The sequence below is a fragment of the Anaerorhabdus sp. genome (assembly GCF_036657415.1).
Classification (GTDB): domain Bacteria; phylum Bacillota_I; class Bacilli_A; order Erysipelotrichales; family Erysipelotrichaceae; genus Anaerorhabdus.
Map to the genome: position 1 here is coordinate 1 of NZ_JAVXGL010000053.1, position 13569 is coordinate 13569.

14 protein-coding genes are annotated in these 13569 nt (G+C 32.8%); 3 read left to right on the forward strand and 11 right to left on the reverse strand.

Annotation, left to right across the window (positions count from 1 at the left end):
• The 7 genes from RSB60_RS08000 to RSB60_RS08030 form a co-directional block, all read right to left on the reverse strand.
• On the reverse strand, positions 1 to 1346 hold a 1346-nt coding region (locus RSB60_RS08000), incomplete at its 3' end, for an ABC transporter ATP-binding protein (RefSeq protein WP_332615639.1).
• A 16-nt stretch (positions 1347 to 1362) separates the two neighbouring features.
• Complete coding sequence (locus tag RSB60_RS08005) at positions 1363 to 1902, reverse strand: helix-turn-helix domain-containing protein (protein ID WP_323380923.1); 540 nt, start codon at positions 1900 to 1902, stop codon at positions 1363 to 1365.
• Between the two features lie 220 nt (positions 1903 to 2122).
• Entirely contained in the window at positions 2123 to 2434 is a 312-nt protein-coding gene (trxA, locus tag RSB60_RS08010; RefSeq protein ID WP_323380922.1) for a thioredoxin, read from the reverse strand.
• 13 nt (positions 2435 to 2447) lie between these two features.
• The gene (gene nagB, locus RSB60_RS08015; protein ID WP_323380921.1) at positions 2448 to 3170 is read right to left on the reverse strand and encodes a glucosamine-6-phosphate deaminase; all 723 of its coding nucleotides are present in this window, start codon (positions 3168 to 3170) and stop codon (positions 2448 to 2450) included.
• A 41-nt stretch (positions 3171 to 3211) separates the two neighbouring features.
• Positions 3212 to 4048 carry an aldose 1-epimerase family protein gene (locus tag RSB60_RS08020; RefSeq protein WP_332615642.1) on the reverse strand — a complete coding sequence of 279 codons (837 nt, stop codon included), beginning with the start codon at positions 4046 to 4048 and terminating at the stop codon, positions 3212 to 3214.
• Positions 3984 to 5858, reverse strand: coding sequence for a YgiQ family radical SAM protein (locus RSB60_RS08025; protein ID WP_332615644.1), 1875 nt, complete (start codon positions 5856 to 5858; stop codon positions 3984 to 3986). Before RSB60_RS08025 ends, RSB60_RS08020 begins: the two co-directional genes overlap by 65 nt.
• A gap of 33 nt (positions 5859 to 5891) precedes the next feature.
• Positions 5892 to 6902, reverse strand: coding sequence for an acyltransferase (locus tag RSB60_RS08030; RefSeq protein ID WP_332615646.1), 1011 nt, complete (start codon positions 6900 to 6902; stop codon positions 5892 to 5894).
• A gap of 153 nt (positions 6903 to 7055) precedes the next feature.
• Here RSB60_RS08030 and RSB60_RS08035 point away from each other — a divergent pair, with 153 nt between their 5' ends.
• A complete protein-coding gene (locus tag RSB60_RS08035; RefSeq protein WP_332615648.1) occupies positions 7056 to 8051 on the forward strand; it encodes a phosphodiester glycosidase family protein in 996 nt (331 codons plus the stop codon).
• A 1-nt stretch (position 8052) separates the two neighbouring features.
• Positions 8053 to 9114 (forward strand): hypothetical protein, encoded by a 1062-nt coding sequence (locus RSB60_RS08040; RefSeq protein WP_332615650.1) that lies wholly within the window; start codon positions 8053 to 8055, stop codon positions 9112 to 9114.
• A gap of 38 nt (positions 9115 to 9152) precedes the next feature.
• On the opposite strand, the gene cysK is transcribed toward RSB60_RS08040, so the two are convergent.
• On the reverse strand, positions 9153 to 10073 hold the full coding sequence (gene cysK / locus RSB60_RS08045; RefSeq protein WP_323380915.1) for a cysteine synthase A: 921 nt from the start codon (positions 10071 to 10073) through the stop codon (positions 9153 to 9155).
• A gap of 245 nt (positions 10074 to 10318) precedes the next feature.
• Between cysK and epsC the strand changes: the two genes are divergently transcribed.
• A complete protein-coding gene (gene epsC, locus RSB60_RS08050; RefSeq protein ID WP_332476162.1) occupies positions 10319 to 10834 on the forward strand; it encodes a serine O-acetyltransferase EpsC in 516 nt (171 codons plus the stop codon).
• Positions 10835 to 10844: 10 nt separating this feature from the next.
• On the opposite strand, the gene RSB60_RS08055 is transcribed toward epsC, so the two are convergent.
• The 3 genes from RSB60_RS08055 to RSB60_RS08065 all read right to left on the reverse strand — a co-directional run bounded on the left by RSB60_RS08055 (position 10845) and on the right by RSB60_RS08065 (position 13557).
• Complete coding sequence (locus RSB60_RS08055; protein WP_332615652.1) at positions 10845 to 11444, reverse strand: immunoglobulin-like domain-containing protein; 600 nt, start codon at positions 11442 to 11444, stop codon at positions 10845 to 10847.
• Between the two features lie 93 nt (positions 11445 to 11537).
• Positions 11538 to 12110: a phosphate propanoyltransferase gene (locus tag RSB60_RS08060; RefSeq protein WP_323380911.1), complete on the reverse strand. Its 573-nt coding sequence runs from the start codon at positions 12108 to 12110 to the stop codon at positions 11538 to 11540.
• 67 nt (positions 12111 to 12177) lie between these two features.
• A complete protein-coding gene (locus tag RSB60_RS08065; protein ID WP_332615654.1) occupies positions 12178 to 13557 on the reverse strand; it encodes an NAD(P)/FAD-dependent oxidoreductase in 1380 nt (459 codons plus the stop codon).
• Between the last annotated feature and the right edge of the window lie 12 nt (positions 13558 to 13569).

The window sequence follows — 13569 nt, forward strand, 5'->3', positions numbered from 1 at the left end:
TTTGCCCAACGTTTCAAATCTGTATCTAATGCGATACTTTCTTTTATTTCATCAACTGTTTTATAGAAGTCAAATGCTTGTACCGCTTCTTCTTTATTAGCATCAGCTGTGAAAATTGGTTCTACTACTGTAATTTTAATCGTAACACTTGTCCCATTACTTGTTTCAAAGGTACAAGGATATACACCTTTTTCTTCTTTTACATCATAGGTAACTTTGCTAATTGATAAATCTTCATCATCAAAGTTCCAAGCTTGTGCATTGGCACGTGCAATAACATCACCATTGGTTAGATTAGGTACATCTTCTAAGTCCATCGTGAAATCACTGGCACTGATTTTTTCTTTTTCTTCTTCATTTACAATATCTCTATTACCTAAAACATGCATTGTAACTGTTTTTGATGTTCCTGACACTGTTTCTACAATAATTTCATAGTGAACACCTTTGAATAGAACTGACTTAACTTCACCATTGATTACACCTTTGTTACGAGCTACAATATCGATATCTTCAGGACGAATCATAATATCAACAGGTTCATCCTTTTTAAATCCAAAGTCTACGCACTTATAATCTTTATCATCAAAGTTTACAAGATAATCTTCTTTCATAACGCCATCAAGAATATTTGATTCTCCAATAAATCGTGCTACATACTCATTGATTGGTTCATTGTATATTTCTATTGGTGTTCCAATTTGTAAAATTTCGCCATCTTTCATAACGACAATCTTATCACTCATTGTAAGAGCTTCTTCTTGATCGTGCGTTACGAATATAAATGTAATTCCAACTTCTTGTTGAATTTTCTTTAACTCATGTTGCATTTCTTTACGTAATTTTAAGTCTAACGCACCTAAAGGTTCATCGAGTAATAACACATCTGGTTCATTAACAAGAGCACGTGCAATTGCAACACGTTGTTGTTGTCCTCCTGATAAAAGTGTTACGTTTCTTTTCGCATATCCTTCAAGTCCAACTAGACTTAACATACGGTTTACTTTTTGTTCAATAACGTCTTTTGATAATTTTTTTATTTTTAATCCAAATGCAATATTGTCATAAACATTTAAATGTGGGAATAGTGCATATTTTTGGAATACTGTATTCAAGTTACGCTTATATGCTGGAGTTTTACTGATATCTTCTCCATCAAAGATAACTTCACCTGATGTTTGATCTAAGAAACCACCAAGTATACGAAGTAATGTTGTTTTACCACATCCTGAAGGACCTAGTAATGTCACAAATTCGTTTTCGCGAATATCTAAGTTAATACCTTTTAAAACGATTTGATTGTCAAACGATTTAACAATGTTTTTAAATTGAATTAATTTTTTCATAGGTTCCCCTTTTCCTCTAAAATATTGGTGGTGTACAAATCCATAGTACTTTTGCAACCTGCGTTGCATCATTCTTTAGGTAATGTTGTTCATTTCCTTTTATATAGAACGTTTCCCCTTTTTTGATTAAGAATCCTTTTTTACTTTCGCCTTTAAATAAGCGAATTCTTCCTGATAGTACATAGCCAAATTCTTCACCTTCATGGGGAAGTACAACTTGACTTTCGCCACCTTCAGCTAATTCTAGTAGAATAGGTTCCATCTCATTTTTTTGTGCATTAGGTACAATCCAATTAATAATGCTTTTCTCTCGTTCATCCACAAAGTAATCATCATTTCCAAAGACAATTTTGCCATCTTTTTCTTCTTGGAAGAACTTGGCTAATGTTGTGCCTAGTGCTTCTGCGATATCCTCTAATGTTTGAATGGAGGGTGATGTTAAATTACGCTCTAATTGTGACAAGAATCCCTTCGTAAGTTCGCAACGACTTGCGAGTTCTTCAAGGGTAAGATTATTTTTTGTTCTTAACTGCTTAATTCGATGTCCAATATCCATAATTCCGCCTCCTTTGTTTAGCATTACTAAACTAATGGTTTTCATTTAATAAACGCAAATATTATTATACTTAACGCTAGAAAAAATGCAATATCTTTTAAACAATTTGTTTAGTAATTTTAAACAATTTTTTTCAGCATTTCTGCTTATACCCTTATTTAAGGCATAAATAAAGAGCTATTTCAAGGAAATAGCTCTTTATTTTTTATCATGATTTTGTTTATTCTACTAATTTAATAAGTCCTTCAAGGGCTGGTTTTGCTTGAAATCCTACTGTGTTATGAACAATTTCTCCATTTTTGAAGACAAATAATGCAGGAATTGACATAACTCCGTAACGTTGTGCTAATTCGCCTAATGCATCAACATCAACTTTAACAAATTCAACCGCTGTGTGTTCTTTACTTAAATCCTCAAGAACAGGGGCAATCATCTTACATGGTCCACACCATTCCGCAAAGAAATCGACGATAACTGCTGGTTTGTTTTTAAGTAGTTCATCGAACTCTTGAACAGTTTCAATAATTTTCATAGTTGGTCTCCTCTTATAGTTTACTAGCTGCAGCTTTATCTACAATAACGACTACATCGTTATGGTTTTGAAGTGCGCTAGCTGGGCAAGCTTCAGAAACAGGTCCTTTAATCATACCGTAAATTGCATCTGCTTTATTTTCGCCAGTCGCAATCAACAATACCTTTTTAGATTTCATAATTGTAGCAATACCCATTGTAATTGCTTGAGTAGGAACTTCGTCAATGTGTTCGAAAAAGCGAGCATTGTCTTGACGAGTCTTTTCTTGTAAATCTACGATATGTGTCAAAGTATCAAATGGTGTTCCTGGTTCATTAAATCCAATGTGCCCATTTCCACCTATTCCTAATAATTGAATGTCGATGTGATATTCTTTCATTGCTTCTTCATATTTAATACATTCTGCAGGTACATTAGCAGAATCTCCTACTGGAATATGAATATTTTCTTCTGGTATATCTAAACCATTAAAAAGATTATCATGCATAAATGTGTAATATGTTTGTTCATGCGTTTTTGGTAATCCAATATATTCATCCAAATTGAATGTTATACATTTTTTGTAAGATGTTCCTGTTTTATGATCAGCCATCATTTTTTTGTATAGTCCAATTGGTGTAGAACCTGTAGCTAAACCTAATACTGGTCTTTCATTTGAATCAATTACTTCTTTCATTACTTTGAATGCTTCTCTACTTGCTTCATCGTAATTCTCAACAACAATAATTTTAAACATCCGATTATCTCCTTTTATCTTAATTATTTATATCATGTTTTTTAGCAAATTTCTATACCATAAGCTGTTTCATAGCTATGATTTGGTTTCAAAATCATTGTTCCCTCACGCTTTTCAAATGGAACTTCGTCTTCGCAATAATCTCCATGACCATGCCAAGGTTCAATACATACATATGGAGCATTTTGTTTGGTCCAAAACGCAAGCCAGCGATATCCTACAATATCAACTTTGATTCCATGTTTTCCGTTAGTTAATGTAACACTTGATGATTTAGGATACTCAAAACAAATTGTTGGATTATCCTCATATAGTTTATAGTCACATGGAATAATACTTTCATTATTTAATCCAAAAGGTCCAAGAATTCCTTGAAGAGTTTCTTGATTTGAAAATACTAACTTGTAATCTTCAAACTTTTCACCATCTTCTACAGGACATTTAAAAGCTGGATGTAATCCAAAACTAAACGGCATATCAATTGAAGAGTCATTTTGAATCGTATATGTAATTTGAATCTTCTTACCAATTAATTTATAGGCAACTATCAACTTGAAGTCAAATGGATAATAGCATTTAGTTTCTTCACTAGATTGTAACATCATTGTGATTGTATCTTCCGTTACAGATACTATTTCAAATTCAGCCGAACGTGCTATTCCATGATTGCCCATTGCATATTCTTTTCCATTAATGATTTGTTTCTTTGATTTGGTATTTCCAACCATTGGAAATAAAATTGGATTTCTCCCTGCCCAATAAGTGGGATCACCTTGCCAACATCTTTCAAGATTTGTTTCTTTGTCTTTAAAACTAGTAATCTCTGCCCCTTTTGTTGCTACTTCTAGAATTGCTTCCTGATTTTCGATTCTTACCATAGTCATTTCCCCTTCCTTGTTGACTTGTACGTTGAATTGGTGGAATTAAGCATTTTTTACTTAACCCTACTAAATCTAAGCGATTTGCTTTTTTTAATGCTTCATATACTAAATCATAATTTTTAGGATATGAGTATTGCATTAAGGCTCTTTGTAATAGTTTATCATGTGGATCTTTTGCCACATAGACAGATTTCCCTGTTAATGGATCAATCCCTGTATAGTACATACATGTGCTTAAAGTTGATGGTGTTGGGTAGAAATCTTGTACCTGTTGTGGTGTGTGATGAATACGTTTCAAATAGCTTGCTAGTTCAATCGCATCATTTAAATCACAGCCTGGGTGACTACTCATTAAATAAGGAACTAAATATTGATTTTTTTGAGCATCAATATTAAATTGTTCGTATTTCTTTGTAAAACGATCATACAATTCAAAATTACATTTTCCCATAATATCTAATACTTTATTTGAAACATGTTCTGGTGCAACTTTTAATTGACCACTAATATGATGTTCCACAAGTTCTTTAAAGAAAGTATCATCTTTATCATGCATTAAGTAATCATAACGAATACCTGAACGAACAAATACTTTTTTAACACCTTTAACATCGCGGCATGCGCGTAAAATATCTAAATAATCTTTATGAGTTACATTCAAGTTTGCACATGGCTCAGGATGTAGACATTCCCTGTGCTTACATGTACCTACTTTTAATTGTTTTTCGCATGATGGATGATAGAAATTTGCTGTTGGTCCACCAACATCATGTATATATCCTTTGAAATCTGGATACTCTGTAATTTTTTCAACTTCCTTAACAATTGAATCTTTTGAACGACTTTGAATAATTCGTCCTTGATGTGCTGTAAGTGCACAAAAACTACAACTTCCAAAACAACCACGATTACTTATGATACTAAATTTAACTTCTTCAATCGCTGGTATCATCTTATAACGAGGATGGTACGCGCGCATATAATTCAGATTATATGTGTCATCCATCTCTTGTGTTGTTAACGGTAAAGATGGTGGATTTTGTACAACATAACAATTTTTATAAGGTTCAACAAGTGTAGTTGCATTGATTGCATCATGATTTTCATGTTGAATTTTAAAACTTTCAGCATATTTCTTTTTATCTTTTTTGATTTCTTCAAACGTTGGTAAAACTTCATGTTCAAATAATGAATCAATTGAATTTATTTGATATACTGATCCTCTAATATATGTAATATCTTTGATATTTAAACCACCATCAAGTGCCTCAGCTAACTCAACGATGCTTCTTTCTCCCATACCATATAAAACCAAATCTGCATCAGCATCTAACAAAATACTTGGACGAACTTTATCATCCCAATAATCATAATGTGCTAATCTTCTTAATGATGCCTCAATACCACCTAAAATAATGGCGCTATTAGGAAACAATTGTCGCACTTTTTTACTATATACGATGGTTGCACGATCGGGTCTTTTCCCCATCTCTCCCATGTCCGTATAATTATCTTTATCTCTTCTTCTTTTCCCTACTGAATAATGATTTACCATTGAGTCAATATTTCCAGAACTTACTAAAAAACCCAAACGTGGTACGCCAAATTGAAGAAATTCTTCATCTTTTTTCCAGTTTGGTTGAGATAGCATCACAACTTTATAGCCATGGGCCTCTAAGATACGTGTAATGATTGCAGCACCAAATGAAGGATGGTCAACATACGCATCCCCTGATATATAGATAAAATCAGGCTGTTCCCAGCCTCTATCTAACATTTCTTGTCTATTAATTGGTAAAAATTCCATTGTTATCACCTATTTCATTATAGCAAACTTTCTTTAGAAAGTGACTAACTGCTTTGTAAACCGATTTAATCTTAACAGTGAACTAATTATTTGCCCTACAATAAACACAAAGAGTGGAACCCATAATAAGAAACTCTTTGCTTGATAATCAAATGTTAACTTTAATAACCCTAATAAGTATAGATGCATCGCATATACACCAAATGTATTAACACTAATATACTCTACTACTTTAATAACTTTACGATTACGAAGTTCTAGACGATTAATGAATGTAAATAATGTAACATTCCAAGCCATGACAAAGAAGTTATCATAGAAAAATTCTGCATATGTTGTACCATAATAATGTGATCCCATATAAATTTGATAAATAATAATAACAACGCTTAATATGATAAGTATAATTAAATGTTTCCATGGTTTAATTTCATTTTTAATCATTTCTTTCAACTCGGGTTTACCTAAAAATCCACCCAATAAAAAGTATGCAAGATGATTCCAAAGTCTAAATGTTTGTGGAACATAAGACTGTATCAATGGTTTATCTAATGCGACAAATAATACATTCGCAATATCTACACCAAAACATACAACAAAACACGCAATTGTTAAAATAAGTGCCCATTTTGGATTTTTAAAAATCTTATGAATTAATGGTAAAAATAAATGTAGAATTATCAATGCTCCAATAAACCAAAATTGCCACATTGGTCCTTTTTGCACTAATCCTTGAGCCGTACTCTCAATTGGATTTATCCAAATTTTGTCACTCAAATAATATAAGCAACTAAAAATTGCACACCATGAAAATACGATACCCAACATTTTTAACGATTTGATTGATTGTCTTTTAAGTGTAATCTTATCCTTATTTAATAATAAATATCCATTTGTCATGAATAGTAAAGGTATAGCACAACCACTTAAATAATACACAATTTGATCAAGAAGTGTGTTAGGAATATCTATAATATGTAAGCAAATAACCGCAAAAGAAGCGAGTATTTTAATTAAATCTATGCTTATTTCTCTTTTATGCATTTTTATCCTCATCCTTCAATTACTTATTTAGGATAAACTGTTTCACTTTCTTTTACAAGTTTTTTGAAAATATCACAAAATTCACCCAAAATTGTATGTTATAATAAAAAAGCTAAATTTTATTTAGTTTTTTATTGCGGAAAGGAAGGTTATATGGCACGAAGAATAAAAGCAAGTATCAAAGTTAAAACAAAGCAAACAATCCTTATTGTCATTACTATTGTGTTATCTATATTAATAACAAGCTATATAGCCGCGTTAATAGTATTAAGAGGTCCTTCTCCAACATTAAGTAACTTAATTACAAGTACAATGATGGAAACTCGACGTGGAAAAGCATTAGCTCATTTATTTTTTACAAGTGAAGAAATAGATTTAATTTTACAAAAAAATTCACTTGTTAAAACAGATCAAATCACAAATTATACGGAAGATGAATTCATCATTCCAGAGAATGAAAAAGATAATATTGAAATTATACCTATCAGTGGTCCTACTTATAAAGGAACATTGATGATTGTAAGAGATCCATCACGTATTGATCTCGGTGTTAACTTACTTATGGATACTGATAAACAACAGGGATTCCTTGTTGAAGAATTTGTAAAAAGTGAAAATGCTATTGCCGGAATTAATGCAGGTGGATTTGATGATCCAGGCGGAAAAGGTGATGGAAGTATTCCTTATGGTATTGTAATTAAAGATGGTGAATTAATCAGTGGAAAACTAACAGATTACAATTCAATTATTGGATTTAATGACAAAAATCGACTTGTTGTTGGAAATATGACAGCTGAACAAGCATTATCTTATAATATTGAAAATGCAGTAACATTTGGACCTATCCTAATTGTTAACTATGAACCAGTAGCTATTACTGGAACAGGTGGTGGTTTGAATCCGCGAACAATTATAGGTCAAAGAGAAGATGGTGCTGTATTATTACTCGCTATCGATGGTAGACAAACAACTTCACTTGGAGCTTCTTATAGTGATTGTATAGAAATTATGATGAAGTATGGAGCAATGAATGCTGCAAACTTAGATGGTGGTTCAAGTACAGTAATGGTTTATGACGGAGAAATCATTAACAATGTAGTATCAATGAATGGAGATCGTCGCGTACCAACGGCGTGGATTGTGAAATAGTATGAAGATAAAACACGGAAAAGTTCATAGTGCATTTTATACTCAGATGGTCCGTCTATTCTTAGTCTTAGTCGCAATCGGTTCATTTTGTTTAGGACTCCTTTGGATTGGACTCAGTTTCTATGAGAGTGTTACACCTAATGGAGCACTAAATCATTATGTTCAATTAGTTAAAAATGGTGATTTTGAAGAAATTTATGATGAATCTAAAAAGGTATATTCTCAATTTAATACAAAAGATGAATACATTGCATATTTAGAAGAGTTTTATAGTAATGTTGATTTATCTAAAGCTGCTTTCACCAAAACATCTTATGATGGTGGTGATTACCAGTATTATGATATGACTGTTGATGGCCAAACAATTACTACTTTAGAGCTTAAAAAAGATTCTAATAAAAATAAATGGAACGTTCGTACATTAACTGAAGCAAGAAGTTTTAGAATTGATACACAACTTGATGATCTTGAAATGACTATTAATGATACTCCGATTGAAAAGGATCGAATCAAGAGAACTGAAATTCCTGCAACAGCGTATGGAAATCTAAATAATCAAGAATTAGCTCCCATTGTTAATCAATATTATTTAGATAATATGATTGAAGTTCCAACAATTGAAGTTTCTAACCCTAACTATATTATCGTTAAAGATGCATTGATAGATCATTTTTATGCAGGTACCAAACCATCAAATGAAGAGATGGAAGAATATACTGCATTAATTGAAAAGGTTGCGCGGACCTACTGCATGTACATTACAGAGGATGAAACATTCGCAAATCTAAGAAAACTTCTTTATACAAAAACCAGTTTCTATGATGCAATTCGTTCTTTCAACAATGGTTTCTTCTCTTCACATGACAGAATTGAATTCAGTGATATGAATGTATTTGATGTTGTTGAAATTGGTGAAGATGCTTTGATTGGTTCTGTTTCGTTCGATTATGTTGTCTATATTGGAGAACGTTCTCAAACTTATTCTAATACATATCAACTTACTTTCTTAAAAGTAGATGGAAAGTGGTTACTTACAAATTTGGTTATAGATGATACTCATTAATCCACGTAAAAACACTGATTGCTCAGTGTTTTTTTGATTTAATCAAATAGCTCAGTAGAAAGATATCTTTCTCCTGTATCAGGTAATAATACAACAATATTCTTTCCTGCATATTCATCCTTTTTTGCTAAGTCGATTGCAATTTTTAGTGCTGCGCCGCTTGAAATTCCAACAAGCAACCCTTCATTCTTACAAATCATTTTTGCTGTATCTATTGCATCATCTGATTTAACTGTTAGCACTTCATCCACAACATTTGGATTATAGTTCATTGGAACAAATCCAGCACCAATTCCTTGAATTTTGTGAGGACCTTTTCTACCTTCGGTAATAAATGGTGATTCAGCTGGTTCTACACCTATTACTTTTATATTATGATTAGCATTTTTAAGAACTTTACCAACTCCACTAATTGTTCCGCCAGTACCAATACCTGCAACAAAACAATGGATACTTCTCAAATCATTTAATATCTCAATTCCTGTTTTTTCTAAATGTGTTATTGGATTGTTTGGATTTTCAAACTGTGAAAGAATATATGAATTGGGAATTTGTTCTTTCAATTCATTCGCTTTCATGATTGCGCCATTCATACCTAGTGCACCTTCCGTTAGAATCAATTGAGCACCATAATGTTCAATAAGCTTTCTTCGTTCAATACTCATTGTTTCCGGCATAATCAAAATACATTTCATTCCTAATGCTGCAGCAACCATCGCCATACCAATACCCGTGTTCCCACTTGTTGGTTCAATCAAAGTAGCGTCCTTTGTGATATCGCCCTCCTCAATAGCCTTTTCTACCATATTAAGAGCAATTCGGTCTTTAATGCTTCCTCCTGGATTAAAAAATTCAACTTTAGCATATAAATTCGCTTTTAACCCTAGTTCTTCTTTTAAACGATTTAATTTTATCAACGGTGTATTACCCACAGTTTCTAATATGTTATTTACAATCATAAGATACCTCTTTTCGAATTCATTATATCACCAAGAAAAATGATTTAAAACTAAATACTGTCAAGAATTATTGGATATTCCTGTACTGCTTATCTTTCCTACATAAACCACGAAGATTAGCCCTCTATTCTAATCAATATAGGCTATATTATAAATAAAAAATTACTTTTCTTAAAGTCATATAAATATAGTAGTTGAAATAAATTCTTATCTCCTTTATGATATATTCTCAAGGAGATAACTATATGTTCGATGATTTAAAGAAACAAATTCATCATATAAAAGAAAGCGATCCCGCAGCACGAAACACTTTTGAAATAGTTTTACTATATCCTAGTATTCATGTTCTTTTATGGCATCGTCTAGCACATTTGTTATATAAAATTAAATTGCGTTTTCTAGCCCGTATGATTTCACAATTAGCTCGATTTCTAACAGGAATCGAAATTCATCCTGGTGCGACAATTGGTAAAGGATTATTTATTGATCATGGTATGGGAGTTGTTATTGGAGAAACAACTGTTATTAAAGACTATGTAAAGTTATTTCATGGAGTAACTTTAGGCGGTACTGGGACAAGTCATGGAAAACGTCATCCAACACTTGAAAATCATGTCGTTATTGGCGCAGGTGCAAAAATACTTGGTGATATCATTATTGGTGAAAATTCAAAAATTGGTGCTAATGCTGTTGTATTAAAAGATGTTCCACCAAATTCTACTGCGGTTGGGATTCCCGCAAAAATAGTAAAAGAAAAATAAAGTCGAGACTTTATTTTTTTATTAACCCATAACCCCAAATCTTTTGATCATTTTGATAGAGCTTAACGCATTCATAGTCGAATCCATTTTCTTTAACTTCTTCAACTTTTGCCATACATTTTTTATAACTAAATTGATCTTGATAGATTTCAACCATATCATTTACATCTGTAATCATATGGTTACATGATAATGATGGATCATATACATTCTCCCCATTACAACCTTCCTCATTTGGATTATCACTACTTGCAGTTGATTCACTATTTTCTATTTTTTCTTTTACAATAACTGTAAATGACGCTTTACTTTCGTTGCCACTTAAATCGGTTGCCAGATATTCCAAATAATATTCTCCTGGTTTATTGAAATTCACAGTGCCTAAAACCCTAACATCACAAGGACCATCATATGCATCAATTGCCGTAGCTGTATCAATATTTATAGGATTTCCTTGCATTGTTTCAAATACATAATTTTTAACATTAATGACAGGAGGAATTGTATCCTCTTTTTTATCTTTTTCTATTGGATCCATAACTTTTTTCTCTTGTGTACACCCAGTAAGAAGCACCAAGCATAGACAACTATATAATAAGAATTTCTTCATTTTATTTTCCTCTACTGCATCTATTATAACTTTTTTTACTTCAATAGAAAACCTTCAAAGAAAAAAGCAGTTCCAAAGAACTACTTTTATAAACTAAGCAATAATTTCGCCTTGTGCTGTTCCACTAATTCCAGCAGCGTTAGCTTCATCTGTATCGATATGCATCGCTAATGAAAAATCTTCACGTACACGAACAACAGTGTCGCCAAATACAATAGAACGACCATCAGTTTCAACTTTTACACCAACGATTTGACCATTTGTTACACCAAATTTTTCTGCATCTTCAGGCAACATATGGATGTGACGTTTTGCTACAATAACACCCTCAGTTAATTCAATTTCACCAGCAGGTCCAACTAATTTAACTGGAGCTGATTCAACTGTATCCCCAGATTCTCTTAGTGGAGCTTGTACCCCTAAAGTTCTAGCATCTGTATATGAAACTTCTATTTGTGTTGATTTACGTGTAGGTCCAAGAATAGACATCTTAATTTCTCCACGTGGTCCAACTACTGTTACTTTTTCTTCTGCTGCATATTGTCCAGGTTGTGATAATTCCTTTTTAGGTGTTAATTTATGACCCTTTCCAAATAATGTTTCTAAATCCGCTTCAGAAACATGAACATGTCTTGCTGATACTTCTACTAATACTTTATCGCTCATACATTCTCCCTCTTTCTTTATCTATACTATTATAGTTTCTTTTAATCATAACTTCAAATAAATCAGCTTATTTTCCTAAAATATCCGCAACAATTAAACCATTGGCGGCAGCTTGAGAAAGAGAACGGGTAAATCCAGCTCCATCTCCTAATGCATAAAAGCCAGGATGTCCATCAATCTCAAAGTTTGTACACTTTGGTCGTGCTGAATAATACTTACACTCCACTCCATACAACAACGTATCATAGTTTGCGATTCCTGGTGCTACTTTATCTAACGCATGCAATGTTTCTATGATGTTATCTAAATGTCGCTTTGGCATACATAAACTCAAATCTCCTGGTACTGCATTTAATGTTGGGCGTACTGTTGATTCTCTTAATCGTTTCTCATCTGTTCGCTTCCCTGATTCTAAATCCCCTAAGCGTTGCACAAGGACACTTCCTCCACTGATTTTGTTCGCTAGTGAGGCTACATACCTTGCATACTCAATTGGTTCATTAAATGGCTCCGTAAACCGTATCGTACACAATAACGCAAAGTTTGAATTCTCTGTCTTCTTATCCAATTCTTTAAAGGAATGTCCATTAACCGTTAGAACTCCATCTGTATTCTCTGTAACTACATGTCCTCTTTCATTGAAACAGAACATTCTTGTGATATCTCCATACGCTTTTGAACGATACAATATCTTTGGTTCATAGATCTTCTTTGAGAAATGTTCCCATACCATTGCTGGACATTCTACTCGTACGCCTATATCTACTTGGCTATTCTCTAGGGATATCTGATTCTTCTTGCACCAGTCGATGAACATTCTACTTCCTGCTCTTCCTACTGCAAAAACAATTTTATCCCCTTCTACTTCTATCGTTTCTTGTCCCTTTATAATAGTGACTACTTTTGTATCTTTATTGATATCGATTACTGTACTTCTTGTTTCAATTTGGATTCTGTCTTGAAGTTCCATCACCATCTTCAACATGGTTTTATAGTTCGCATCTGTTCCTAGATGTTTCAGTTCTGCTTGTTGCATATGGAGGTCATGTTGAATACATTCACGTTTTAATTCATCATTCGGTACATATCTCTCTTTTTGCGCCCCATATTTCACTAGGATTGCATCTGCTTGTTCAATATAATCCAAGACTTTCTCTTTTGGCATGAAGTCGGGTAACCATCCACCATATTCTGTTGAGATGATATACTTTCCATCAGAAAAAGCACCTGCTCCTCCAATTCCTTCCATGATTGCACATGGATCACATTTAATACATTGATTTACTTTCTTTGCGATAATTGGGCATTGTCTATTTTCTAGTCCATTCCCTCTTTCTAGTAATAGGATTGATAGGTTTGGATTTGCTTCACTGAGTCGATAGCCACACATTAATCCACCGATCCCTCCACCGATGATTACCACATCATATTTTTTCTTTATTTCCATTGTTTCCTCCTA

Coding starts and splice junctions, on each gene's coding strand:
- RSB60_RS08065 (WP_332615654.1), bottom strand. CDS start 13,557: ATGGAAATAAAGAAAAAATATGATGTGGTAATCATCGGTGGAGGGATC.
- RSB60_RS08060 (WP_323380911.1), bottom strand. CDS start 12,110: ATGAGCGATAAAGTATTAGTAGAAGTATCAGCAAGACATGTTCATGTT.
- RSB60_RS08035 (WP_332615648.1), top strand. CDS start 7,056: ATGGCACGAAGAATAAAAGCAAGTATCAAAGTTAAAACAAAGCAAACA.
- RSB60_RS08040 (WP_332615650.1), top strand. CDS start 8,053: ATGAAGATAAAACACGGAAAAGTTCATAGTGCATTTTATACTCAGATG.
- trxA (WP_323380922.1), bottom strand. CDS start 2,434: ATGAAAATTATTGAAACTGTTCAAGAGTTCGATGAACTACTTAAAAAC.
- nagB (WP_323380921.1), bottom strand. CDS start 3,170: ATGTTTAAAATTATTGTTGTTGAGAATTACGATGAAGCAAGTAGAGAA.
- epsC (WP_332476162.1), top strand. CDS start 10,319: ATGTTCGATGATTTAAAGAAACAAATTCATCATATAAAAGAAAGCGAT.
- RSB60_RS08020 (WP_332615642.1), bottom strand. CDS start 4,048: ATGGTAAGAATCGAAAATCAGGAAGCAATTCTAGAAGTAGCAACAAAA.
- RSB60_RS08005 (WP_323380923.1), bottom strand. CDS start 1,902: ATGGATATTGGACATCGAATTAAGCAGTTAAGAACAAAAAATAATCTT.
- RSB60_RS08055 (WP_332615652.1), bottom strand. CDS start 11,444: ATGAAGAAATTCTTATTATATAGTTGTCTATGCTTGGTGCTTCTTACT.
- RSB60_RS08025 (WP_332615644.1), bottom strand. CDS start 5,858: ATGGAATTTTTACCAATTAATAGACAAGAAATGTTAGATAGAGGCTGG.
- cysK (WP_323380915.1), bottom strand. CDS start 10,073: ATGATTGTAAATAACATATTAGAAACTGTGGGTAATACACCGTTGATA.
- RSB60_RS08030 (WP_332615646.1), bottom strand. CDS start 6,902: ATGCATAAAAGAGAAATAAGCATAGATTTAATTAAAATACTCGCTTCT.